Genomic DNA, 22,775 nt, shown 5'->3' with positions numbered 1-22,775 from the left:
CGAGGTGACGGCAATGGCACTGTTCGACCGGCTCAAGGACCAGGCCAAGAACCTGCAGCAGCAGGCCCAGGGCGCGCGCGGCACGACCGGAGGGCACGGCGCGGCCGGTGGGCAGGGCGGCTCGGGCTTCGGCGGTGGTGCGCACGGCGGTTCGCAGGGAGGATCGCGCGGCGGTTCGCGCGCCCAGCTCGTCGGTCTGCTGAAGACACAGCTCGGCTCCCTCAAGACCGAGTTGAAGAGCGGCGCGTACCGGGACGCCAGCATGGCGATGTGCGCCCTGGTCGCGGCGGCGGACGGTCAGGTGGACGCGTCCGAGATCCAGCAGATGGAGTCGCTGATCCTCGGCAACGAGGTGCTGCAGAACTTCCCGCCGGAGCAGCTGCGCACGCGCTTCCACAAGCATGTCGACCAGCTCACCCGCAACTTCCCGCAGGGCAGGGCCGAGGCCATGCAGGAGATCGCCAAGGCCGCCAAGAAGCCCACCGAGGCGCGCGCGGTCATCCAGACCGGCATCGTCATCGCCGGCGCCGACGGTCATTTCTCCCAGGCGGAGCAGTCGGTCCTCAGGGACGCCTGCGCGACCCTGGGTCTGCAGCCCGCGGAGTTCCAGCTCTGAGCCGACCTCCTTCGCCTTTCCTTCGCATCGGACCCGGCCCCGTCGCGGCTCGCCCCGGCGGGGCCGTCCGATGCCTCGGTCCGGCGGCTCAGTCCGAGGTGTGCCCGGCCGCCTGCTCCGTCTGCGCGGCCCGTTCGGCGGGGTGCGGTGTCGACGCCTTCGCCGGACCCGCGTTCGCCGCCAGGACGAGCGTGGCCACGGCCACGACCGCGGCGGCGAGACCCCTGGCGTAACGCGCGGTGGTGCTGGTGTGTTCGAGCACGGCGACCTCGCTGCGGTGACGGTGAGAATCCATGGCGGTGGCGGCGTATTAAGCGGGGTTAATACGCCGTTTAACCTAGGGCCGGGGGGAGCCGAACGGCAAGAGGGACTGGGGGAGTTGGCCATGTCGGAGCGGGACGACCCGGGCGTCATCGGGCGCCGGGTGCAGCAGCTCAGAGTCGCCCGCGGGCTGACCCAGAAACAGCTGGCGGAACCGGCCTACACACCGGCCTACATCTCCACCCTGGAGTCCGGCCGCGTGCGCCCCTCCGACGACGCGCTGCGGCATCTCGCCGACCGCCTCGGCGTCGACTTCCAGGAACTGGCGACCGGCCGTCCCGCCCATCTCGTCACCGATCTCCGGCTCCGCCTCACCGAGGCCCAGCGCACCCTGGCCACCGGAGAGGCCGAGGAGTCCGCCGAGCAGTACGCCCGCCTCCTCGCCGAGGCCGACGCGCTGGACCTCTCCGAGGTACGGGCCGCCGCCCTGCTCGGACTCGGGGAGTGCGCCGTGGAGACGGGCGAACTCAGCGCCGCACGCCAGTACTTCGAGCGCTCCGAGAAGGCCCTCGGCGACGACGTTCCCCTCCCCGCCCGGGTCCCCGCCCTCCGCGGCCGCGCCGTCTCCCACTACCTCGCCGGTGAACTCCGCTACTGCGTCTACCTGTTGGAGTCCGCCCTCGACGAGCTCAACCGCGGTGGCCTGCACGACCCGGACGCGCTGCTCCTGCTCTACGCCAGCGTCATCGGCCCCTACATGGACATGGGCGCCCACGCCCGCGCCGCCCAGGCCGCCGAACTCGCCCTCGCGCTCGCCCCGCAGTCCGGCGACCCCGCCCTGGTCGCCCGCATGCACCGGTCCGTCGCCCGCACCCTGCTCGCCGAGGGCCGGGTCGCCGAGGCCGACGCCTCCCTCGCCAAGGCCGCCGAGCTCTACCGCCGGCTCCAGCTCCGTACCGAACTCGCCAACTGCCACTGGATGCGCGGCTACGTCTACGCCCAGAACGGCGAACTGGAGCGCGCCGAGACCGAGTTGAGACAGGCCCTCGCCATGCTCTCCGCCCGGCGGGCCGCCCTCTACTCCAGCCAGGCCGCCGTCGAACTGGCCGACGTACTGCACCGGCGCGGCAAGTCCGACGAGGCCGCGGCCCTTCTGCACGACGTGCTCAGCGACCTCAGCCCCGAGCGCGGCGCCCTGCACTCCGCCGCCGCCCACCGCCTCCTCGGGATCATCGCCGAGGACGCCCGCGACACCGAGACCGCCGAGGAGCACTACGTCCGCGCCCTGAGCCTCCTGGAGCGGGCCGGCGCCGCCGGTGACCTGGCCGACCTGTGCCGGCTGCTCGGCGATCTGTTCCGCCGTACCGGAAGGGTCGAGGCCGCGCTCGACGCGTACCGGACGGGACTCGGCCACCGCACGGCCCCCGGCACCACCACCCTCGGCCCGGCCCCGGCCCAGCCTCCGCTGTGAGGCCGCTGGGCGGCGCCACCCCTCGCACAGCCGTCTATACGACGATTCCAGGCCTCCGCACAGGTATGTCCGGTTAGCCTGCCCAAGGGCATTCCGAGGGCGGGGCAGGGCGCGTGGAGAACCAGAGGACGGTGGCCGACGGGTTGCGGCTCGTCGCGTTCGGCCTGCGCGTGCTCGTGTACCTCGTGCTCGGCGGGGCCGCGCTGATCGCCGTCGCCACCGTCGCCTCGGTGCTCGGACCCACCCTCGCGCTCGACCTCTACACCCCGCCCGTCGCCGCCTGGTGGACCGTCTTCACGGCGGTGGTCGTCCAGGGCGTGCCCTTCCTCCTGCTCGGCACGGTCGTCTCCGCGGCGATCGGCGCCTTCGTGCCGGAACGTGTCTTCACCCGGCTCCTCCCCCGCAACCAGGCCCTCGCCGTCCCGGTCGCGGGCGCGGCCGGAGTCGTCCTGCCGGGCTGCGAGTGCGCGTCCGTGCCGGTGGCCGGGAGCCTGATGCGGCGCGGGGTCGCCCCGGCGGCGGCCCTCGCGTTCCTGCTGTCCGCGCCCGCCATCAACCCCGTGGTACTCGTCGCCACCTCGATCGCCTTCCCCGCCCAGCCGGAGATGGTCCTCGGCCGGCTAGTCGCCTCGCTCGCCACCGCCGTGGTGATGGGGTGGCTGTGGGCCCGCTTCGGCCGCGAGGAGTGGCTGCGGCTGCCGAAACGATCAACCGGCACCTCCGCCCACGGACTGCGGGCCTTCGGCGCCGGGCTCCAGCACGACTTCCTGCACGCCGGCGGCTTCCTGGTGCTCGGCGCGGCCGCCGCGGCCACCTTCAACATCGTCGTCCCGCGCTCCGTGCTGGACCTCTTCACCGGCTCGGCCTGGCTCTCGGTGCTGCTCCTCGCGGTCCTCGCGGTCGTGCTGTGCGTGTGCAGCGAGGCCGACGCGTTCGTGGCCGCGTCCCTGAGCGGCTTCTCGCCGACCGCGCGGCTGGCGTTCATGGTGGTGGGCCCGATGGTCGACCTGAAGCTGATCGCCCTCCAGACGGGCACCTTCGGGCGGGCCTTCGCCGTCCGCTTCTCCACCGTGACCTGGGCGGTTGCCGTGCTGAGCAGCGTGCTCGCGGGATGGTGGCTGCTGTGAGGCGGTACGGGTCCTGTCTGCTCCTCGTCCTGGTCGGCGGGGCCGTCCTGCGGATATCGCTCTTCAGCGAGCTGTATCTGCGGTACGTACAGGCGGCGTTGCGGCCCTACCTGGTGGTGTCCGGCGCTTTGCTGGTGCTGCTCGGTGTCGCGATGGCGGTCGTACGACGGACCGGGGACGACCATGATCACGACGAGGACCACGGGCACGGGCACGCTCACGGTGCCGCAGGGCCCCGGGTGGCCTGGCTGCTCACTCTCCCCGCCCTCGCGCTGCTCCTCTTCCCGCCCCCGGCCCTCGGTTCCTACAGCGCCGACCGTGAGGCGGCCCAACGGGCGGCCCAGGGCGTGGGGACCTTCCCGGCGCTGCCCGCCCAGAACCCCGTCGAACTCACCCTCGGCGAGTTCAGCTCGCGGGCCGTCTACGACAGCGGGCGTTCGCTGACGGGCCGTACGGTCCGGATGACCGGGTTCGTGACCCACGGCGACGAGGGGACCTGGTACCTCACCCGGCTCTCCGTCACCTGCTGTGCCGCCGACGCCACCACCAGCAAAATCGAGGTCCGCGGTGCCGCGAACGGGGCCCCGACGGTCGACACCTGGGTCACCGTCACCGGCACCTGGCACCCCAGGGGGAAGCCCGGCACCGACGGCGCCTGGCCGCCGGTCGTGGACGCGAGCGCGGTCGAGCGGGTGCGGCAGCCGGCGGACCCTTACGAGAAGCGCTGAACCCGGGGCGGCCGCCACCTCGGTGACGGCCGCCCCGGGTGAGGACGCGCGGCTCCCCTCGCGCGGTCCTCCCGGAAGTCCCCGGCCCGCTCGCGACGGCGGGAGGCGCCCCGGTCGGCGTCGCGGCACACGGGGACAGGTAGGGAGGTGGGGACAGGTGGGGTGGTGGGGACAGGTGGGTCGGTGGCCGGGACATGGCGGCTCCGGCACAGTGCGAGGCTGTGCGGCCACTCCCTGACCGTCACCGCCGACCGTAATGAACCGGAGGGCGGTCTGTGGAGAGCGCGTGGGGGTACCCGGTGGGCCGGACCACCGGGAAGGACGCCCCTGTGACGGACACATCCTCCGCGGCCCCGCCCGACGGGCCGGCCCGCGGCGAGCAGACCCTGGCACGACTGCAGCAACTGCTGCTGGAGGCCGACCGGCTGGACGACTTCCTGCGCGAACTCGTACGGCTCACCTCGACCTCGCTGCCCACGCCCGTGTACTGCTCGATCACCCTCAGGGCCGAGAACAGCGCCCACCCCTACACCGCGGCCGCCAGCCACCAGCTCGTGGACCAGTTCGACCAGCGGCAGTACGACGAGGGCGACGGGCCCTGTCTGCGGACCCTCAGGACCGGCAGCGCGCACCACGTCGACGACGTCGACACGGAGGACCGCTTCGGGTCCTTCCCCGAGATCGCCCGCGAGTACGGCCTGCGCAGCATGCTCGCCCTGCCCCTGGCCCCGCCCCGGCAGCCGGTCGCCGGCGTGCTGAACATGTACTCCAGCGAACCGCACGGCTTCGACCTGCCGGTGCGGGAGCAGGCCGTCGTCTTCGCGGGGCACGCCTCGGGCGCCCTGGGCGTGGCCCTGAAGTTCGCGGGCCAGCTCCAGTTCAGCCTGGACCTGCAGAGCGCGATCGCCTCGCGGACCGTCATCGACCAGGCCCTGGGCGTCGTCATGGCCCGGGAGGGGTGCTCCTCCGAACGGGCCTTCGAGATCCTGACCCGCGCCTCCCAGCAACGCAACGTCAAGCTGCGCGACCTCGCCGCCGACCTCGTCGAGGGCGTCTCCGGGCACCCGCCCTCCGTACGGCCGCTGGCGCCGCGCAACTCACCGCTGGGCGGTCCGGGCGGCCTGGGTGAGACGGCGTTTGGCCCCGGAGGCGAGGGGTAGCCGGGCGGTGCCCCTGAGCGGGTGCGCCACGCGACACGGCTCCTGCTCCGGGTGAGCCTGCTCCGGGGGCCATGGCGGATGATGGCCGCGCTGATCGAAGGAGGCGGTGGCCGTGCGGCCGAGGGACGACCGCGGCGATTCCGCCGCCGGCGACGACTCCGGTCGGTTCGCGGGGCCGGGTGGCGGTTCGGGTTCGCGTGAGATGTCGGGCGACGACTCCGGTCGGTTCGCGGGGCCGGGTGGCGGTTCGGGTTCGCGTGAGATGTCGGGCGACGACTCCAGGCTGTCCGGACAGGACGCCGAGCGGGAACGGGAACGCGACCGGGTGCGGGCCACCGACGTGATCGCGGACGGGGTCCGTGGCGCCGATGCCGCCGAGATCCCGGGCAGGCTCTGTGCCGCCGCCGTCAAACTGCTGCCCGTCGTCGGCGCGAGCGTGTCGCTGCGCAGCAACGGCATGCCCGTCCAGCTGAGCTCCAGCAGCGACCAGGCCGCCCGGCTGTCGGAGATCCAGGCCACCCTGGGCGACGGCCCCTGTGTGTACGCCGCGACGATCGGCGCCCCCGTGCTCGCCGACGACCTGACCGACGGCCGGGACGCCCGGCGCTGGCCGGTCTTCGCCCAGGAGGCGACGGCCGTCGGGGTACGGGCCGTCTACTCGATGCCGCTCGGCAACGACGCCGTCTGCGTCGGCACCCTCGACCTGTACCGGGACACGCCGGGCGCACTGGCCACCAGCGAGCTGCGCACGGCGGAGCTTGTGGCCGGTGTCATGACGGTCGCCCTGATGGCGCTGCCTGGCCGGGAGGAGAATGGTCCTGAGGGAGACGAACCCTGGCTCAGCGGTTTGGCCACCGATTATGACGAGGTCTACCAGGCCGTCGGCATGATCATGGTGCAGCTCGGCGTGGGCGCGGACGAGGCGCTGGCCCGGCTGCGCGCCCATGCCTTCGCGCACGACCGCACCGCCGTCGAAGTGGCGCGTGATGTGATCTGGCACAGCCAGAGGTTCGAGCGCGACTGACAACGCCCCGGCAGCCCCGCCCGTCCTGACCACAGAGAGGGCCGCCGGTGGGTGCGGGTTCCGGCAGGTCAGACCCGCACCCGTCCCTGCTTCCTGATCTCCTCCAGCCGCTGCGCGCCCAGCTGTACGGCCGTCTGCGTGGCGTCCGTCAGTACGTCCCCGAAGCCGCCGTTGGTCACGCTGATCGCGTCCTGCCCCACGCGGACCGCGGCCACGTCCAGCCTGAGCGTCACCGGTTCCCCGTCCGGCGACTCACCGGTCAGCAGCACCCGCAGCCCCTGCCGGGCGTCCCCCGTCTCCGGCAGCTGCGCGTCCGTCACCTGGACGCCGAAGACGGCTCCCGTGGTCGTCGTGGCCGCGAACTGGCCGCACTTGCGCGGAACGCTCTTCATCCAGCCCAGAGTCTTGTCGATCTCCGCCGGGGGGCGGGCGAGCACCTGGAATCGCAACTGCGCCTCGTTCCACTCGTCGTCCAGCCCGATCACCGCACGCGGCCGGGCGCCGGCCCCGAACAGCTCGTCCGCGTACAGGGCGTCGAGCAGCCGCTGGCAGTCCCGCTTCTTCGTCTTCGCCTTCAGCACCCCGTCGTGCCAGGTGGCCGCGCCCTGGGTGGGGACCCAGGGCTCCCCGAGATCCACGTCGGTGACGAGGGCGGCCTGGGCCATCGCCTCGGTGAGGGTGGTGGGGTTGGCCGGGGAGGCTTTGGGGCTCTTGGACGGGCCCGCACTGGTGGGGGCGGTGATCGGCGGCTTTGCGGCGGTCGGCGGACTGGACAGCGCGGAACAGCCCGCGGTCCCGAGGAGGGCGGCGAGTCCGAGGCCGAGGAGGGAGACGGTGACGCGGGTGGCGGCGGGGGCGCGGGGCGGGGTCATGTCTCCTAGTGATCACCGGGTTCGGCGAGGCCACCAGTGGTCCGGGCCGTACGGGTTACCGGCCGCCGCCCGGGCCTGGCTCCCCGGCTGCCGGGTGCGCCATGCTGACCCCGTGTCTCGAGCCGTACCGGGGTGAGTTGGTGGCGTACTGCTACCGGATGCTGGGCTCGTTCCACGAGGCCGAGGACCTGGTGCAGGAGACGATGCTGCGCGCCTGGAAGGCCCGGGACCGGTACGACCCCGCCCGCGCCTCCGTGCGGACCTGGCTGTACCGGATCGCGACCAACGTGTGCCTGACCGCGCTGGAAGGACGGGCGCGGCGCCCGCTGCCGTCCGGGCTGGGCGCCCCGAGCGACGACCCCGGAGCCCCCCTCACACCGGCCCTCGACATTCCCTGGTTGCAGCCGTTCCCCGACGCGAGGCTCGACGTCGAGGTACGCGCCGACCTGCGGCTCGCGCTGGTGGCGGCGATGCAGGTGCTGCCCCCGCGGCAGCGGGCCGTGCTGGTCTTGCGCGAGGTGCTGGAGTTCACCGCGGCCGAGGTCGCCGAGCAGCTCTGGACCACGACTGCGGCCGTCAACAGCGCGTTGCAGCGGGCGCGGGCCGCTCTGGCGGAGGCGGACGGGGTTCGAAACGTCGCGGAGCCGGACGGCGTTCGAAACATCGCGGAGCCGGACGACCCCGGGACCCGTGCGGTGATCCAGCGATACATGCGGGCGTTCGAGGCGGCGGACGTCCCCGCCCTCGTCCGGCTGCTCACGGACGAGGCGGTCCTGGAGATGCCGCCGGTGCCGCTGTGGTACCGGGGCAGTGGCGACTACGGCCGCTTCATGGACCGCGTGTTCCGGATGCGCGGCACGGGCTGGGCCACAACCCCCCTCACGGCCAACGGCCAGCCCGCGCTCGCCGCCTACGCCCCCGACCCCGACGGCACCCTCCACCTGCACACGCTGCAGGTGTTCACGGTCACCGGCGGCCGCGTCGCGCGCAACGTGGTCTTCGCCGACCCGCGGGTGTTCGAGGCGTTCGACCTGCCCTGGCGGATTTCTTCCGGGTGATCCGGCCGGGAGCGATGAGTGGAGCCGCTGCCGCCGGTAGGTACGGGCGAGCATCCACTCCTGGAAGGCAGGACTCCCCTCATGAGCGTCATCGTCATCGAGTTCATCACCCTGGACGGGATCGTCTCCGACCCGGACGGCTCCGGCGGCACACCGGGCGGCGGCTGGGCGTTCCGGCACGGCCGCGAAACGGTCGCCGGGGACAAGTTCCGTCTCGGCGGCACGCTGGACGACGGGGTCCTGCTGCTGGGGCGTACGACCTGGCAGGCGTTCTCACACATCTGGCCCGGCCGCGACGACCCGTTCTCCACCCGGATGAACACAGCCCCGAAACTGGTCGTCTCCCGCACCCTGACCGACACTTCGGCGTGGGCGAACTCCCGGGTCGCCGACGGCCCTCTCCTCGATGTCGTCAAGCGCGAGGAGCGCGATGTGATCGTCATCGGCAGCCTGAGCGTCGTACGGGCACTCATGGCCGAGGACCTCGTCGACGAATACCGTCTGCTGACCTTCCCCACGATCCTGGGCACGGGCGACCGACTCTTCCCCGTGGGTGCCGCGTACACGCCCCTGGAATGCGTCTCGGCGGAGCACTCCGGCGCGGCCGTCCTGACGCGGTACCGGAGGGCGACGGGCTGAGTTCCCGGGCTGCCGGACCTCTCTACGAACGCCGCACGCAGAGGCTCACGACCGCCGCCCTGGCGATGGGAGCGAACCCACCCGGTGCGGGTTCGTTCTGGCCGACGACGACTTGGCTGGTCACGCTGTCCAAGTTCGGCGGCCACGGCCTCCACTGGCTCGTCCTACGACGCTCCGGCGTCACCGCGGTCAACGCGCTGATGTTCCTCATGGCACCGGTGACGGCGGGGTGGGGGGGGCGGTGAGGATCGTCCGCGAGGGCGCAAGGCGGATGCCGGCCGCCGCGCTGGAAGGCGAAGTCAACACACATATAGTCGGGTTGGTCGACCAGCGCGACGACAATGGCCGACGTCTGGTGGTCCGCAACGGCTACCACCGATCGCTGGAACGGAACCATGAACGACATTGCTGGGAACGGCGCCTACTTCACCGCCTCCATCAACGGTCAGGAATGGCGCGGTGCGTGGTATCCACCTTCTGACCCGCCGCCGGGTACGCCACACGGCGCGGAGGCGGTGTGCGTCGTCGGCGATCGGATCGTCGTGGTCAGCCCAGACGGACAGCGGTGGGGCCTGCCCGGCGGTCGACCCGAGCGGCATGAGCAGTGGGTCGACACGATGCGCCGCGAGGTCAGTGAGGAAGCCTGCGCCGAGGTGATGGACTGCCGACTCCTCGGATTCAGCCGGGGCGTCTGCGTGCGAGGCCCGGAGGAAGGGCTGGTACTGGTCCGGTCGATGTGGCGAGCAGAGGTGCGTCTGGCTCCGTGGGACCCTCGATTCGAGATGACCCACCGCCGTCTTGTGCCGACGGAGGAGGCATTCCAGTCCATGGCCATCCCCGACGGCCTCGGCCCTTTCTATCGCCGACTGTTCGCCGAGGCTGCCGTCTCCCACCCCAACATCCACGACCTCTGACGCGCAAATAGATCGCGTCCAAGGTCCAAGTAGGGCTGTCGCCTTCGATTTGCAGGTCCCCCGGCGCGCACCGAAGGTGCGCTAGTTCGCTGACTACGAGAGCACTCATGCGACAAACGCACCGAAAGACCTTGATCCACAGATCTTGACTATTCCTCGTCCGCCGCTGTTCGTTGGCGTTGTCACGCAGTTAGACACGCACCTGGTGGCACCTTCACTCCTCCCCGGGTGGGATGAGGAGATCGGCACTCTCGGCGTCGTCCACATCCCCGCGCGCGCCGACGGTGATCGGGGTGGCGCCTCCCTTGGCAGTGATCAGCCAGGCAAGCACTTGCTCGGTCAACGGCCCGTTGTCGGGTCCCTCATCCTTCCAGAACGCGCGCCAGCCCCCTCCGGGTATGGCGGCTACTACTTGGCTGGCCGGCTCCAGGTGGGAGAAGTCGGGGTAGTCCGTTACCGGGCGGCGGATACCGCGCTGGGGATCGACCACCAGGGCAACGCCTGTTGCCTCGTCCCAGGCGTCTACGTCTCTGGTCCTACCGATCATCGTCTCAGTCCCGGTAAAGATCGCGAGCCATCCTGTCCCGTTGAAATAGCGCATTCGGGCATCGTTCATGAAGGTGGCCAGCCCGCCCTAGCCGACTCCCGTTGCTCTGGTGGGACATCAACTTGGGAAGCTTGGGGCCTTTGGCGGCGGCTGCTCCGCTGACCTGCGGCGGACCTTGAACGGTGCGCAGGCGGTCCCCGACTTGTTCCCCGCTGTTCCCCGCTGTTTCCCCATGGTTCTCCGCAGGATCTGGCACACATCTGGCACCTCCGCGCACTCCGGGCCGAGAGTCTGAACCCGTGACTGATGATGAGGTTGTCGAGGCGTTGCGGATCGTAGCGCGGACGGGGGCAGCTACGGAGACTGCGGTTCGCTCCCAGGCATCACCTGCAGCACCGACCGGTTCACCCCAGACCATCCCTGAATATCGGCGTCCAGAATCTCGTTCAAGGTCATCAGGGCCTCCTCCGCGACCCGCGCCGTCTCCTCGCCGGACGCCTTGCGGTACTGCATCTCCTGCTTGAGCCGCTGTATCCGGGCGAGGACCGAGGAGCGCAGCTGCCACAACTCCTGGTCCCTGAAGAGGTTGTTCTTCGCAGCCACGATGCCGGAGACCCCGGCCAGAGCGGTGCTGGATATCCCGAACCACGGATACTTCCACGCTGCGCTAGCGACCCCGAGGACCGCGATCACGGCGTTCAGCGCAGCGATGAGCGTGATCACCCGGTCCACCCTGGTCCGCGATATCACCCGTAACCGAGCGAACTCTTTCTCGTACCAGGCGACATAGTGGGAGACGACGACGAAGGGATCGGCCTCCACGGGCGGATCGGGCGGTGTGCGCATTCCGGCGGACCTGAACGAGATCGGCCACCACCTGGAATCCCTGTACCCATGCTCCGGCTCACGCGATGGCATCGATGCGCCCCCTCCGCCGTCCAGTGTGCGAGCTGGCCCGCCAAACACGCCCCACCTACTTCGCTGCTGTACCGCATCACAGATCCACTCGGGTCTCTGTCTCCTGTCTCCCATACCGCAGCACAACGTGAGCCGGCCTGAACGGCAGGTCGCGAAGGGTTGGCTCCAAGACCTTGAAGAGCACCTTGGCGTCCGTCCCGTAGGCGTACAGCACGGCTTCACCTCCGCCGAACTCGTTCCCGTCCACTTCACCGACTCCCGCCTCTTCCACAGCGGCCGTCATGGTGCGCTCAGCGGCAAAGATCGCGTCCCGCTCGGCACGGGAGCCATACTGATCATCGCTCAGTCGGTAGTGAGTAATGACAGCTTCTTCTGTTATCTCCGGTTCGGGAAGATCAAAGAGCGTGTCCATGCGGGCACGATGCCACCTGCTTCTGACAACGCGCCCACGCTGTGCCGGCCACCGATGCCGTCGACTGTGCGCTCGACGACCTCGCCCGTGAAGCCGGTGGCCGCCAAGGCCTCGGTGACCGCGTTCCGCCACACGACTGTCATCCCGGTCTCCCTTCGCTGCCGTGTGGTCACCGTATCGGTGCGGCACCTGCGGAACCGGCTCAGGAGGCTACGCATCGCATACCTTCAGGAGATCCAGTTCCGCCCACACGGTCTTGCCGACGGTCAGCCTCTCCACGGCCCACCGGCCCGCCAGCACGCGAACGATGAGCAGGCCCCGGCCGAACTGGTCGTCGGCCTCGGACAGTCGGGCACCGGGGAGACGCTCACCCCTCGGGTCAGTCACCGCGATCCGCAGTGCCGTGTCGGTGAGGGACGTCTCGACCCGGAAGAGACGGTCCCGCAGGCACCCGTGCAGCAGTGCGTTCGTGCACAACTCGCTTGCTACCAGCGCCGCGTCGCCGGCCAGGCCCGGATGGCCCCAGTCGACGGCGAGTTCAGCCACGTGTCTCCTGGCGAGCGGGATGCTGCGCGGGTACGGGGTGTAACTGACCTCGTCGTAGCGGTCGTAGGACTTGGCCGGTCCCGGCGGACAGCAGTCGGTCACAGGCATGCACCTCCTTGTGCGTGCCGACGCCAGATGGGTGGCTCTGCCGCGCGGGCAGAGCGGTGCCTTCCGCCAACCGGTGGCACTGAGTGGGCGATTGAGTACTGACAGTAAGGCCTACGGAGCTGGTGCAGCAATTCGTTCGCCAGAAATATGTCTTCGGACTGGCTTTCTTGTCGTAGGGTGACGCCTCATGGCTCGGCCAACCCAGTGGCAGGGAGACGAGATGGCAGGCAGGGAGCGGGATCCTGATCGCGGCAGGACCGTGTCGACAGTGCTGGCACGGAGGCTGGGTGGTGAGCTGCTGCGCATGCGTGAGGCGTGCGGGATGCGCCAGCCTCAAGCGGCCGAGGCGCTGTCGGCGACCGCATCCAAGGTCGCCAAGATGGAGCGCGGCGGGGTGCCGATGCGCGACCCGGACATCAGGGCCCTGTGCCATCTGTACGGCCAGGCCGACGAAGCGGTGATCGAGAGGCTGCTGACCCTGGGGCGGACGGACCGGGAGAGGCGCAAGGCCAAGGGATGGTGGAATCAGTACCCACAACTCCTCGCCATGGTCGAGTACGTCGCGCTGGAGGACATCGCCACCAGCATCCGGACCTGGCAACCCGCCTTTGTCCCGGGCCTGTTGCAAACACCCGACTACGCACGCGCTGTTGCGGTCGGTGCTGGATCGTGGGAGGACCCGAGCGAGATCGAGCCATTTGTCGAGGCGCGGCTGGCTCGTCAGGCGCGGCTGCGGTCGGACCGTCCGCTGGCGTTGTGGGCCGTGATCCACGAGAGCGCACTGCGCCAACTGGTCGGTGGACGCCAGGTGATGAGGGAACAACTGGGACATCTGCTCGACATGGCAGGTTTGGACACGGTCCAGGTGCAGGTCGTGCCCTTCCTGGCCGGAGCCAACCCGGGCATGACTGGCGCGTTCAGCATCGTCTCGTTCACCGAACCAGGCGCGCTGGACGTCGTACATATGGACGTACCGTCTTCTACGATCTGGTTGGAGAACGAGGAGGACGCCGCACGGCACGGCCGCATCTACGATCGCATCGCGCGGGTCGGGCTGGCGGAGCGCAAAGCCCTTGACCTGATCGACGCCATTCGCAAGGAGATGTAGGTCGATGATCGAATTCGAGTTCGCCAAGTCCAGCTACAGCGGAGGCGACGCCGGCCAGGAGTGCGTCGAAGTCGCCCGCAACATACCCACCACCGTCGCCGTCAGGGACTCCAAGCACTCCGACGGCCCGGTACTCCTCCTCACCCCCGGCGCCTGGCACCCCTTCCTGCGCTCCGTGCTCGGCGAGCGGCCCGAATAAGCCGGCACTGCTGGGTCAGCAAATTATTCGATGTACATCGCCCGCATCGGACAGGGAGCGCCACATGTCCGTGCCCCAGATCGACATCGACGATGACGCCCTGGAACGCGCCATGACCGTCGCCAAGGTCGGGACCAAGGAAGAGGCGGTCAACCTCGCCCTGAACTTCTACGTCGAACAGCAGAAGCGTGCCGCGCGCATCAGTCGGCACTTCGAGCGCGCGCGTGAGTGGGGCGCCGTGGAGGACGCCGAGCGCCTGCACCGGGCAGAGAAGAACGACCGATGATCCACCTGCTGGACACGTCCGACCTGATCCGGCTGCTGCGTGATCCCACTCTGCAGTCGGCCTGGCACGACTCCATCCACGCCAGGGCTGTCGCCTCCTGCTAGTGCCGCATCAGGCAACGTTCGCCCTCTCGACGGGCGGGACTCCGTCTGGCTTCTTTCACTTCAAGCAGCAGCGTTTGTCCATCGGTTTGGGAGGCGATGCGCGGTCTGTGGGGACGTGAATGTTCGCCGGAAATGGCTCTGGCTCAACTTCTGTGATCAGTGAAATGCGCCACCGACGCCTGGAACGAGAGCGCCTTTGTCCAGAGGGAGCTGGCGCGCAGATGTCGGAGGTCGCCACGGCTCCCGTTGCGCCCGATCGGGTAGGCGGGGCCGGCCGGCCCGGTGCGCCTGCGGCTGTCCATCCAGCTTCCGGTTACGTTCGCGGGCCAGAGGCCAGAGGAGGCTGCGATGACTGATCATCCGAACATTGCCGTGTTTCAGCGGGCCATGGCCGCCTTCACGGCAGGCGACATGAAGACGCTGGCGGAGGTGTTCCACCCCGATGTGGTGTGGCATAACCCCGGCCAGAGCCCGTTGGCCGGCGAGTACCACGGTCGTGAGGCCGCGTTCGCTGCGTTCCAGAAGGAGTTCCAGCTCTCAGGGGGTACGTATCGCCCGCAACTCCATGATGTGCTCGCCAACGACCAGCACACGGTCGCCCTGCTCCACGTCACGGCCTCGCGTGAAGGCAAGGAGCTCGACATGGACTACGTGATCGTTTTCCACATCCGGGACGGAAGGATCACCGAGGGCTGGGACCTCTGGTCCGATCAGAAGGCGTACGACGAGTTCTGGTCGTAGCGACACACAACCCGCCACTCAGCGTGCGGTTCCACAGAAGTTGAGCCAGAACCACGACTCGTGAATAGAGCCACCCCGTCTCGTGTGGAGCAGCAAGTCATGCGCAATGATGCGACGCGGCCCAGGATCGCTATGTGAAAAGGCGGACGTCGCCGTCGCCTGATTCCGGCCCAGGCGTGGCAGCCCATGCCGCGTCTCCGCGATCTGGAAGGACCCAAATGCCGATCGTCCTCATCTCCCCCGAGTTCACACAGGAGCAGTACGAGGAGACCTGCCGCAAGTTGACGGGGGGCAAGAACCGGATGGAATCTCCAGCCGACTGGCCCGTAGAAGGCTTGCTCGCACACATCGCGGGACAGGGCGAGAGCACCTTCCGCGTCGTCGACGTCTGGGAGTCCGAGGAGGCCCTCAACAGCTTCGCCGAAATCCTCGTTCCGATCCTCCGTGAGGCCGGTGTCGAGGGCGACCCGGAGGTGTATCCGGCACTCACATATGTGTCCGCCTAGGTGATCAGCCGCCTCGGGGCAGTGCTGTGCCGGTCCCAACGGCGCGGATGCCGCCGACGGAGAGCCTTTTCACGCGATCGAACAGCGTCAGGTCAGCCAGTGCCGCAACAGGAAGGAGCTCGCGGTGGAGTACCGCCTGGTCATCTGGGAGCCGCAGTCCCGGGAGACTGCCATGAACCACCGGGTGCTGCGCTGGCTCAGGCCACGTTCGCGCGGGTGACGACCACGCGGAGGCGTTCGTCGGCAGCGTGCTTGTTCCGCCAGATGATGTAGCGGCGGATCATGCTGCCCTGCTCCTTGTGGCTGGTGCGGTCGGTGCCGTCCAGCGCGAAGTAGCGCAGGGCGGTGAACTGGGCCTCGATGCGGTTCAGCCAGGAGCTGTAAGTCGGCGTGTAGGCGAGCTCGACGTTATGCGCCGCGGCCCAGTCGCCGACCCGGCTGTCCTTCTTCGTAGCCAGGTGCGGGGAGAAGTTGTCGAGCACGACCGCGATCCGGACCTGAGGCGGGTAGAGGCTGCGCAGATAGCGGCAGAACTCCAGGAACCTCGTGCGGTGCTTTCTCGGCTTGATATGGCCGTAGAGCCTGTCCTTGCCCAGGTCGTAGGCGGCGAACAGGTTCCGGACCCGTGCGGGCGGGTGTAGGTCGCCCGTCGGCGGGGCCTCGGCTCCCGGCCGGGTCCTTGTGCTGCCCTCCGCGCTCAGCCCACTGCCGCCCCGGGTGGGGCTGGAGGTTGAGCGGCCCGAACTCGTCCAGGCAGAAGACGACTTCGGGTCGCCGTCGTCGGGTATGACCTCTCTGTCGGCGATCGCGTAGAGGTGCTCGACCCTGGCCTTCTTGGCTCCGTAGTCGGGGTCGCGCGAGTTCTTCCATGTCTTCATGCGTTGAAAGGAGACGCCCTCCTCGCGGAGCAGGATCCGAAGGCCCTCGTGGCTGATGTCGTCGACCACCCCCTCGGCGACCAGGAAGTCGGCCGCCGACTACCGCGCCGTCGTCCGGCACGCACCCGACCTGCGCGAGCACAACATCCACGACGTCGTCTGAGGCTGAGGGCCGGTCGGGCCGCTGGAGCACGGGCCGCCCCCTCTCAGGACACCTGCTTCAACAACCCCCGCACATCCTCATCCACCACCGAATACCGAACCACCCGCCCCTCCTTCTCCCCCGCCACAACCCCCGCCGCCCGCAGCAGCCGCAGCGCCTGCGATACGGCGGGGTCGTTCATCCCCGTGGCGATCGCGAGGTCGGAGACGGCCAGGGGGCCGGTTCGGTGCAGGGCGAGGAGCAGGGACAGCCTGTTCGGGTCGGCCAGGAGGGCGAAGCGGTCCGACCAGGCGCGGACATGCCCCGGGTCGCCGATCGCCTCGATGGCGTCGCACACCCGGTGTCCGTCGATGGTGCGGCGGTCCGCTCGGTCGGGCGGGACGAGATGCATGGGGTCATCCTCGCAGGACGCGATCCCGCGGGAGGCGCCCTCGCACGACGGGATCCAGCGGGGGGCGCCCGAGCAGGACGAGATCTCGCCGGGACGCCCTCGCAGGAGCAGTTAAACATCACCGTCCGGCCAGGCGGCCGTATGTGATCTTTCATACCTGCGTAGGTATGCAGCTATGCAGGGGACCGCCAGTGCCCCTACCGTGGTCGGGCCGTGGTGCTCGGGAAGCCGGTGACGATCCCTCAGGGGGTTCATGCCGGCGCGGCCCTCGCCACTGTGATCGGGGAGTTTTCCGCCCATGTCCCTCACGGGACAGCCACTGGCCGTCAGTACGCGGCCGGGAAGGCGGGCCGGGAGACGCACGACCCGTAAGCCAGGAGACCGGCCACGGCAGCTCACGCGTTCATCCACGAGGTGCTGGAGTGACCACCGTATGACTGATCCTGGCCTGCCCGAGAGCGCCGCCGCTTCCGCCGCCGCCTCCTCCTTTCGCTGGCGGCGGGAGGACACCGTCAAGACCATCGGTCTGATGGCCGCCATAGCCGGCCTGCACGTCGTCGCCTTCGGGATTCTTTTTCTGCTTGTTGTCCCGGAGCACTACGAAGTCGGCGACAAGGCCTTCGGTATCGGGCTCGGCATCACCGCCTACACCCTCGGTATGCGGCACGCCTTCGACGCCGACCACATTGCCGCGATCGACAACACCACCCGCAAGCTGATGGCGGACGGCAAGCGGCCGGTGTCCGGGGGGTTCTGGTTCGCGCTCGGGCACTCCAGCGTCGTGGTGCTGCTGGCCGCGCTGATCGCCGGCGGCACCCAGCTGGCCGGCAAGGTCATGAACGAGGGGTCGAGTACCCACCAGGTGCTCGGGTTTCTCGGTACGACGGTCTCCGGGTCGTTCCTCTATCTGATCGCCGCACTCAATCTGGTCGCCCTGCTCGGCATCCTGAAGGTCTTCCGGGCGATGCGGGCGGGGACGTACGACGAGAAGGAGCTCGAATCCCACCTGGACTCGCGGGGGTTCATGAACCGGATCCTCGGGCGGCTCACCAAGTCCATCACCCGGCCCGGGCAGATGTATCCGCTGGGGTTTCTCTTCGGGCTCGGCTTCGACACCGCCACCGAGGTCACGCTGATGGTGATGGCCGGGTCGGGGGCGGCGGCCGGGCTGCCCTGGTACGCGATCCTGTGCCTGCCGCTGCTCTTCGCCGCCGGGATGAGCCTGTTCGACACGCTCGACGGCACGTTCATGAACTTCGCCTATCAGTGGGCCTTCTCCAACCCGGTGCGCAAGGTGTTCTACAACCTCGCCATCACCGGGCTGTCCATTGCGGTCGCCTTCTTCGTCGGCACGATCGAACTCGTCGGGGTCCTGCACGAAAAGCTCGACCTCACCGACGACCTCACCACCTGGATCGCCGACATCGACCTCGACAATGTCGGCTACGTCATCGTCGGCCTGTTCGTGGTGGTGTGGGCGGCGGCGATCGCCTACTGGCGGCTCGCGAAGGTGGAGCAGAGGTGGACGCCGCGGCCTGCCGACTCCCGCTAGTGCTGTGACCGCGTGGTGCGCACCGCCATCAGTAGTCCGCTTGACCATGCCATGCGGACGCAGCGGAAGTCCTCGCGTTCGTCCAGCTCGGCCAGAAGGCGCTTGACGGAGGCGCCGTGGCTCTCCGGCCAGCCGGGCTGGGGGAAGAGGTCGTCGATCAGGTAGGTCCCGCCGGGAGCCACGAGTTCCAGGGCCTGGTCGAGGTGCGTGAACTTGCCCGGCCAGGTGTCCGCGAAGACGAGGTCGAAAGGAGCGCCGTCGAAGTCCTCCAGCCATGCGCCGCCGTCCCCGGAGACGAAGGTCACCCGCGGGTCGTCTCCCAACTGTTCCTGGGCGATGGCTTGGACGGTGGGGTCGAGTTCGACTGTGGTCAGGCGGGAGTCGCTGTCCATGCCGCTGAGGAGCCAGGCGGCGCCCTCCCCCACTCCGGTGCCGAGTTCGAGGATCCGGCCCGCGGGCCTGGCGGCGGCGAGTGCTGCCAGGAGGCTTCCTGTGCGATCCTCGCTCGACATGCTGAAACCCGCGTCGCGTGCCTTGGCGCGCAACGCGGGCAGGGTGGTGGGGAGGCGGCTCGGTGTGTCGTCCATCCGGAGATGATGCGAGGACAACGACCTCGCGGGCAAGGTCCTTTCTCATTGCTCCGGCTCGTTTCCATTCTGTCTCCGCAGAGGCTGACCGGCGGGTTCAGGAGGCCTTGGACTCCGCACTGCCCGACCGTAGAGCTCGTCGAGGCCGACCAGCAGGGCACCTCCACGGTCGGCCTCGGCTAGCAGCCGTCTCGCTGAAACCTGCCGCGCTGAAGCACACGAGCCTGCACCGCGTGGTGTCCATACCTCGTCCGGTGAGTCGGAGCCTGACCGCCGGACGGTCAGGCCGAACGGCCCGCCCCCTCAGCCCCCCTCCACCGCCGTCAGCCACAGCTTCACGTACCGCTCCACGTCCACGCCCAACCCCACGTCCACCAGGGTCACTTCACGCTCGCCCTCGTGGATCTCGGACTCGCCAGGACGGCGGCGGCGGTCGACGACGGTCTGGCCCCGGGTCGGGCCGGGGACCAACGAGACCTCCACCGGGAGGAGTTCGGTGGTCAGGCCGTCCGGGTCGACGACCGCGCAGACCGCGCCCGCGTCGCCGAGGCCGCCCGTGGGGGTGGGGTCGCCGGTGGTGGCCGGGTCGCGGTGGGCGAGGAGTTCGCCGGCCATGCGGAGGGAGGGTTCCGAACTGGCGCGCAGGCGCTGGACGTCCGCCGCCGGGACGATGACCCGCTCGAAGACGTCCAGGCCGTACATCGTGATCGGCACCCCCGCGGTGAGCAGGACGGCGGCCGCCTCGGGGTCGTGCCAGACGTTGAACTCCGCGACCGGCGTGGCGTTCCCGGTCGCCACCGCGCCGCCCATGAACACGATCCGCTCGATGTTGCGCACCACTTCGGGGTGGGTGCGCAGCAACAGGGCGATGTTCGTCAGCGGGGCCGTGGGGATCAGGGTGACCGGGCGCGGGGAGGCGAGGATCTCCCGCCGCAGCAGCGTCACCGCGTCCACGTCCACCGCCACCCGGGTCGGCGCGGGCAGCCCCAGGTCGCCCATGCCGTCGAGGCCGTGCACGTGCTGCGCGGTGCGCACGGGCTCGATCAGCGGCCGCTCGGCGCCGCGGGCGACCGGGATGTGCCCGGCCCCGGCCTGCTCCAGGACGGTCAGGGTGTTGCGGACCACGCCGTCGACGTCGGTGTTCCCGGCGACACAGGTGACGGCGCGCAGGTCGATGCCGGGATGCCGTACGGCGAACAGCAGGGCCAGGGCGTCGTCGACACCGGTGTCGCAGTCGATGATCACCGGGATGGGCTGACCGGTCACGGCGGGGTCCTTTCGTCACTGGCGTACGTCGCTGGCGTACGGGTCCGACCTTACGCAGCCGCCCAGAGTTCGGCCCCACGATCACCGGCCCGGGCGGCGATCCGCTCCAGCAGCTCGTCGAGCGGCACCGCTCCTGGCCTACGGCCGTCCCGCAGTCGTACGGCGGCACAGCCGGCGTCGGCCTCCCGCTCCCCGATCACCGCCTGGTACGGCACGAGGCGCGCGGCGCGGACCCGTGCGCCGAGGGTGCCGTCGCCGGGAGCGGACAGTTCGGCGCGGATGCCGAGCGCGCGAGCCCGTCGTACGGCCTCGTCGGCCCTCTCCTCCTGCGCCTCCGCCACCGGCAGGACCACGAGCTGGACCGGGGCGAGCCACACCGGGAAGGCGCCGCCGTGTGCCTCGATGAGGTGGGCGACCAGCCGCTCCACGCTCCCGATGACGCTGCGGTGGACCATCACCGGGCGGTGTTTCGCGCCGTCGGGGCCGATGTAGTGCAGGTCGAAGCGTTCGGGCTGGTGGAAGTCGATCTGGACGGTGGAGAGGGTGGACTCGCGGCCGGCCGGATCGGTGATCTGGACGTCGATCTTGGGGCCGTAGAAGGCGGCCTCGCCCTCCACGGACTCGTACTCGACGCCGTCCAGGACGTCTACGAGGAGGGCGGTGGCGCGGCGCCAGAGTTCCGGGTCGGCGACGTACTTGCCGCCCTCGCCCGGGAGCGAGAGGCGGTACCGGCCGGCTCGGATGCCGAGGTCGTCGTAGGCGCGACGGATGAGGGCGAGGGCGGCGCGGGCCTCGTCCACGGCCTGCTCCAGGGTGCAGAAGATGTGGGCGTCGTTGAGCTGGATGGAGCGGACGCGGGTGAGGCCGCCGAGGACGCCGGAGAGTTCGGAGCGGTACATGCCGCCCAACTCGGCGATACGGAGGGGGAGTTCGCGGTAGCTGTGGGAGCGGGAACGGTAGATGAGGGCGTGGTGCGGGCAGAGGCTGGGGCGCAGGACGACCTCCTCACCGCCGCCCAGCCGCATCGGCGGGAACATGTCCTCGCTGTAGTGGTCCCAGTGGCCGGAGATCTCGTACAGCTCGCGCTTGCCGAGGACGGGTGAGTACACGTGCCGGTATCCGGCGGCCCGCTCGGCCTCCCTGACGTACTCCTCCAGGATGTGGCGTACGACGGCCCCGTCGGGCAGCCAGTACGGCAGTCCCGCGCCCATCAGGGGGTCGGTGTCGAACAGGTCGAGCTCACGGCCGAGTCGGCGGTGGTCGTGCAGGGGGTCGGTGGAGCTCTTGGGATTCATGGGGTTCATGGGGTTCTCCCTCGCGGTGGGGCGAGGAACCGGCGGGAACGACGAAGCCCCGGGGCACTCGCCCCGGGGCTTCGGACTGATCAGGTGTCAGCGCGCCGGGACTGGGTCCGGCGTCGTCGTGATCGACGGGAGTGCTTGGGCGCGCTGCATGGAGGTGAGGCTAGGGGGAGGGGCGGGGAGGGGGCGAGGGGTTTTCTGCCTCTTGAGTCGGGTCCCCGTGAAGAAGCCGGGTCTCAGCGATCCGCCGCATGTCCGCGAACCGCCTGTCCTGCCGGGTCCCGGAAGCGAGGTCGCTCAGCGCGTAGGCCGTGTACGTGAAGCCGTCCGTGGTGTGGAACTGCGCGCCCCAGTTGCCGAGACTCACCGCGCTGACACGGGACCACGGCAGGTGGTGGGTGCCCCAGGGGTTCACCATGACGATCGTCTCCGTGGTGAGTTCCAGGCGGACACCGCCGCACACGCGGGGACACCGGCGAGCGCGAAGAGACACCGGACGGCCTGCTGGTGCCTGGTGCCTGGTGGCCAACGTGGCGCGGGAGACCGCGCGCGGCGAGGGGGCGGTCTCGACATCCAGCGCGGCAACACGGTGCTACCAGCTCCGGGGCCGTAAGGCTCACTGCCCGCCGAGTCGGAGTACAGCAACCACGTACAGGCTCCCGGACACCGTCAGAAGCAGAAAGGCGAGAACCGTGTGGACGACGAGCCCTCGCTCTGGGGCAAGACCCAGGTGGGTCCGGGCCGCACGGCTCACACGGGGCCCGGGGACACCTCGCGCGGCGTTCGCGTCCGCCTTCTCGATCGCCCGGCGCAGCTTCCTGCGGCTTCTCTCGGTCGTGATACCCAGGCACACACCGTGGGCGTCGCGTACCAACAGGGTCCGGTACGCGCCGTTGTACGAGAAGGTCGTCAGCAGCCGGACAGTGGTGATCCGGTTGAGGTCGACGGACCGTTCGCCGGTCAAGGTGCGCGCCGTCAGGTGCGTCGAGGAGTGTCGGAACGGGACTCGCTCCTCGCACAGTGCGGTCAGGAGGACGAAGCCGACGATCGCGGACAGCAGGCCGACCACGATCGGTGTGCCTTCCGGGAGCACCCCCGTCCTGGCCAGCCCGTATGCACCGAAGGGCAGCAGCAGGACCGTCACCGCCAGGCCCGATCCCACGCGCGCACGCACCACGCTGCGGGCTGTGCTTGCTTCCACCGACGCCCCCGTTTCTGTTGGCGGATATCAGCATGCATGCGTGGTGGAGTCCACGTGCGATGAGTTTCGTCATGGTTCCTCGTCTGTAATC

Annotated in this window: 27 protein-coding genes, 2 pseudogenes and 1 riboswitch; of the genes and pseudogenes, 16 read left to right on the top strand and 13 right to left on the bottom strand. The window is 69.8% G+C overall.

Translation table 11 applies throughout. From position 1 onward, the window contains the following. Nucleotides 1–13 precede the first annotated feature (13 nt). On the top strand, nucleotides 14–616 hold the full coding sequence (locus AB0D34_RS03240; protein WP_362655694.1) for a tellurite resistance TerB family protein: 603 nt from the start codon (nucleotides 14–16) through the stop codon (nucleotides 614–616). Between the two features lie 88 nt (nucleotides 617–704). On the opposite strand, the gene AB0D34_RS03235 is transcribed toward AB0D34_RS03240, so the two are convergent. Then, nucleotides 705–911 carry a hypothetical protein gene (locus tag AB0D34_RS03235; protein WP_362656660.1) on the bottom strand — a complete coding sequence of 69 codons (207 nt, stop codon included), beginning with the start codon at nucleotides 909–911 and terminating at the stop codon, nucleotides 705–707. Between the two features lie 90 nt (nucleotides 912–1,001). Here AB0D34_RS03235 and AB0D34_RS03230 point away from each other — a divergent pair, with 90 nt between their 5' ends. The 5 genes from AB0D34_RS03230 to AB0D34_RS03210 all read left to right on the top strand — a co-directional run bounded on the left by AB0D34_RS03230 (nucleotide 1,002) and on the right by AB0D34_RS03210 (nucleotide 6,387). Continuing rightward, complete coding sequence (locus AB0D34_RS03230; RefSeq protein WP_362655691.1) at nucleotides 1,002–2,348, top strand: tetratricopeptide repeat protein; 1,347 nt, start codon at nucleotides 1,002–1,004, stop codon at nucleotides 2,346–2,348. Nucleotides 2,349–2,461: 113 nt separating this feature from the next. After that, a complete protein-coding gene (locus AB0D34_RS03225) occupies nucleotides 2,462–3,475 on the top strand; it encodes a permease (protein WP_362655690.1) in 1,014 nt (337 codons plus the stop codon). Then, a complete protein-coding gene (locus tag AB0D34_RS03220) occupies nucleotides 3,472–4,203 on the top strand; it encodes a TIGR03943 family protein (protein ID WP_362655687.1) in 732 nt (243 codons plus the stop codon). The genes AB0D34_RS03225 and AB0D34_RS03220 overlap by 4 nt, the downstream gene beginning before the upstream one ends. 329 nt (nucleotides 4,204–4,532) lie before the next feature. Next, nucleotides 4,533–5,363 carry a GAF and ANTAR domain-containing protein gene (locus AB0D34_RS03215; RefSeq protein ID WP_362655685.1) on the top strand — a complete coding sequence of 277 codons (831 nt, stop codon included), beginning with the start codon at nucleotides 4,533–4,535 and terminating at the stop codon, nucleotides 5,361–5,363. Between the two features lie 106 nt (nucleotides 5,364–5,469). Next, nucleotides 5,470–6,387 carry a GAF and ANTAR domain-containing protein gene (locus AB0D34_RS03210; RefSeq protein ID WP_362655682.1) on the top strand — a complete coding sequence of 306 codons (918 nt, stop codon included), beginning with the start codon at nucleotides 5,470–5,472 and terminating at the stop codon, nucleotides 6,385–6,387. A gap of 68 nt (nucleotides 6,388–6,455) precedes the next feature. Here the strand turns inward: AB0D34_RS03210 and AB0D34_RS03205 are convergent, their stop codons facing one another. Further along, the gene (locus tag AB0D34_RS03205; RefSeq protein ID WP_362655679.1) at nucleotides 6,456–7,259 is read right to left on the bottom strand and encodes a hypothetical protein; all 804 of its coding nucleotides are present in this window, start codon (nucleotides 7,257–7,259) and stop codon (nucleotides 6,456–6,458) included. 101 nt (nucleotides 7,260–7,360) lie between these two features. On the opposite strand from AB0D34_RS03205, the gene AB0D34_RS03200 reads away from it, so the two are divergent. The 4 genes and pseudogenes from AB0D34_RS03200 (at nucleotide 7,361) to AB0D34_RS03185 (ending at nucleotide 9,870) form a co-directional block, all read left to right on the top strand. After that, nucleotides 7,361–8,317, top strand: a complete 957-nt coding sequence (locus AB0D34_RS03200; RefSeq protein ID WP_362655676.1) for a sigma-70 family RNA polymerase sigma factor — start codon at nucleotides 7,361–7,363, stop codon at nucleotides 8,315–8,317. 81 nt (nucleotides 8,318–8,398) lie between these two features. Next, nucleotides 8,399–8,956 carry a dihydrofolate reductase family protein gene (locus tag AB0D34_RS03195; RefSeq protein ID WP_362655673.1) on the top strand — a complete coding sequence of 186 codons (558 nt, stop codon included), beginning with the start codon at nucleotides 8,399–8,401 and terminating at the stop codon, nucleotides 8,954–8,956. A 56-nt stretch (nucleotides 8,957–9,012) separates the two neighbouring features. Beyond that, nucleotides 9,013–9,192, top strand: a pseudogene (locus AB0D34_RS03190) (EamA family transporter); the annotation flags it as partial. A 105-nt stretch (nucleotides 9,193–9,297) separates the two neighbouring features. Continuing rightward, entirely contained in the window at nucleotides 9,298–9,870 is a 573-nt protein-coding gene (locus AB0D34_RS03185) for an NUDIX domain-containing protein (RefSeq protein WP_362655671.1), read from the top strand. Nucleotides 9,871–10,084: 214 nt separating this feature from the next. Here AB0D34_RS03185 and AB0D34_RS03180 read toward each other — a convergent pair whose 3' ends face one another. The 4 genes from AB0D34_RS03180 to AB0D34_RS03165 form a co-directional block, all read right to left on the bottom strand. Further along, nucleotides 10,085–10,471 (bottom strand): hypothetical protein, encoded by a 387-nt coding sequence (locus AB0D34_RS03180; RefSeq protein ID WP_362655668.1) that lies wholly within the window; start codon nucleotides 10,469–10,471, stop codon nucleotides 10,085–10,087. A 300-nt stretch (nucleotides 10,472–10,771) separates the two neighbouring features. After that, nucleotides 10,772–11,263, bottom strand: a complete 492-nt coding sequence (locus AB0D34_RS03175; RefSeq protein ID WP_362655665.1) for an SLATT domain-containing protein — start codon at nucleotides 11,261–11,263, stop codon at nucleotides 10,772–10,774. A 148-nt stretch (nucleotides 11,264–11,411) separates the two neighbouring features. Continuing rightward, entirely contained in the window at nucleotides 11,412–11,747 is a 336-nt protein-coding gene (locus AB0D34_RS03170; RefSeq protein WP_362655663.1) for a hypothetical protein, read from the bottom strand. Nucleotides 11,748–11,957: 210 nt separating this feature from the next. Next, entirely contained in the window at nucleotides 11,958–12,401 is a 444-nt protein-coding gene (locus AB0D34_RS03165; protein WP_362655660.1) for an ATP-binding protein, read from the bottom strand. A gap of 220 nt (nucleotides 12,402–12,621) precedes the next feature. Here AB0D34_RS03165 and AB0D34_RS03160 point away from each other — a divergent pair, with 220 nt between their 5' ends. From AB0D34_RS03160 to AB0D34_RS03140, 5 genes are all read left to right on the top strand, one after another. Continuing rightward, nucleotides 12,622–13,509, top strand: coding sequence for a helix-turn-helix transcriptional regulator (locus tag AB0D34_RS03160; protein ID WP_362655657.1), 888 nt, complete (start codon nucleotides 12,622–12,624; stop codon nucleotides 13,507–13,509). 4 nt (nucleotides 13,510–13,513) lie between these two features. Then, complete coding sequence (locus tag AB0D34_RS03155) at nucleotides 13,514–13,708, top strand: DUF397 domain-containing protein (RefSeq protein WP_362655654.1); 195 nt, start codon at nucleotides 13,514–13,516, stop codon at nucleotides 13,706–13,708. 64 nt (nucleotides 13,709–13,772) lie between these two features. Then, nucleotides 13,773–13,994, top strand: a complete 222-nt coding sequence (locus AB0D34_RS03150; protein ID WP_362655652.1) for a type II toxin-antitoxin system VapB family antitoxin — start codon at nucleotides 13,773–13,775, stop codon at nucleotides 13,992–13,994. A gap of 452 nt (nucleotides 13,995–14,446) precedes the next feature. Further along, the gene (locus AB0D34_RS03145; RefSeq protein ID WP_362655649.1) at nucleotides 14,447–14,839 is read left to right on the top strand and encodes a nuclear transport factor 2 family protein; all 393 of its coding nucleotides are present in this window, start codon (nucleotides 14,447–14,449) and stop codon (nucleotides 14,837–14,839) included. 218 nt (nucleotides 14,840–15,057) lie between these two features. Further along, nucleotides 15,058–15,345 (top strand): hypothetical protein, encoded by a 288-nt coding sequence (locus AB0D34_RS03140; RefSeq protein ID WP_362655646.1) that lies wholly within the window; start codon nucleotides 15,058–15,060, stop codon nucleotides 15,343–15,345. A 197-nt stretch (nucleotides 15,346–15,542) separates the two neighbouring features. Here AB0D34_RS03140 and AB0D34_RS03135 read toward each other — a convergent pair. Both AB0D34_RS03135 and AB0D34_RS03130 read right to left on the bottom strand, forming a co-directional pair. Further along, nucleotides 15,543–16,316: pseudogene (locus tag AB0D34_RS03135) on the bottom strand (IS630 family transposase); the annotation flags it as partial. Nucleotides 16,317–16,429: 113 nt separating this feature from the next. Beyond that, nucleotides 16,430–16,777: a metalloregulator ArsR/SmtB family transcription factor gene (locus tag AB0D34_RS03130; protein ID WP_362655643.1), complete on the bottom strand. Its 348-nt coding sequence runs from the start codon at nucleotides 16,775–16,777 to the stop codon at nucleotides 16,430–16,432. Between the two features lie 186 nt (nucleotides 16,778–16,963). Continuing rightward, a riboswitch (cobalamin riboswitch) is annotated at nucleotides 16,964–17,182 on the top strand. A 28-nt stretch (nucleotides 17,183–17,210) separates the two neighbouring features. Here AB0D34_RS03130 and AB0D34_RS03125 point away from each other — a divergent pair. Continuing rightward, complete coding sequence (locus AB0D34_RS03125; RefSeq protein WP_362655640.1) at nucleotides 17,211–18,329, top strand: HoxN/HupN/NixA family nickel/cobalt transporter; 1,119 nt, start codon at nucleotides 17,211–17,213, stop codon at nucleotides 18,327–18,329. Here AB0D34_RS03125 and AB0D34_RS03120 read toward each other — a convergent pair. From AB0D34_RS03120 to AB0D34_RS03100, 5 genes are all read right to left on the bottom strand, one after another. After that, a complete protein-coding gene (locus tag AB0D34_RS03120; protein WP_362655638.1) occupies nucleotides 18,326–18,916 on the bottom strand; it encodes a class I SAM-dependent methyltransferase in 591 nt (196 codons plus the stop codon). The two genes, AB0D34_RS03125 and AB0D34_RS03120, sit on opposite strands and share 4 nt — an antisense overlap. A 303-nt stretch (nucleotides 18,917–19,219) precedes the next feature. After that, nucleotides 19,220–20,182 (bottom strand): nucleoside hydrolase, encoded by a 963-nt coding sequence (locus AB0D34_RS03115; protein WP_362655637.1) that lies wholly within the window; start codon nucleotides 20,180–20,182, stop codon nucleotides 19,220–19,222. A gap of 50 nt (nucleotides 20,183–20,232) precedes the next feature. After that, on the bottom strand, nucleotides 20,233–21,486 hold the full coding sequence (thrS, locus tag AB0D34_RS03110; RefSeq protein ID WP_362655634.1) for a threonine--tRNA ligase: 1,254 nt from the start codon (nucleotides 21,484–21,486) through the stop codon (nucleotides 20,233–20,235). Nucleotides 21,487–21,646: 160 nt separating this feature from the next. Further along, nucleotides 21,647–21,946: a PH domain-containing protein gene (locus AB0D34_RS03105; protein WP_362655631.1), complete on the bottom strand. Its 300-nt coding sequence runs from the start codon at nucleotides 21,944–21,946 to the stop codon at nucleotides 21,647–21,649. A gap of 153 nt (nucleotides 21,947–22,099) precedes the next feature. After that, entirely contained in the window at nucleotides 22,100–22,684 is a 585-nt protein-coding gene (locus tag AB0D34_RS03100) for a hypothetical protein (protein WP_362655628.1), read from the bottom strand. Between the last annotated feature and the right edge of the window lie 91 nt (nucleotides 22,685–22,775).

This window comes from Streptomyces sp. NPDC048420, assembly GCF_040651535.1.
In the GTDB taxonomy this organism is placed as follows: domain Bacteria; phylum Actinomycetota; class Actinomycetes; order Streptomycetales; family Streptomycetaceae; genus Streptomyces.
The sequence above is the reverse complement of the archived record's forward strand: the minus strand, read 5'-3'. Positions and strand labels throughout refer to the sequence as shown.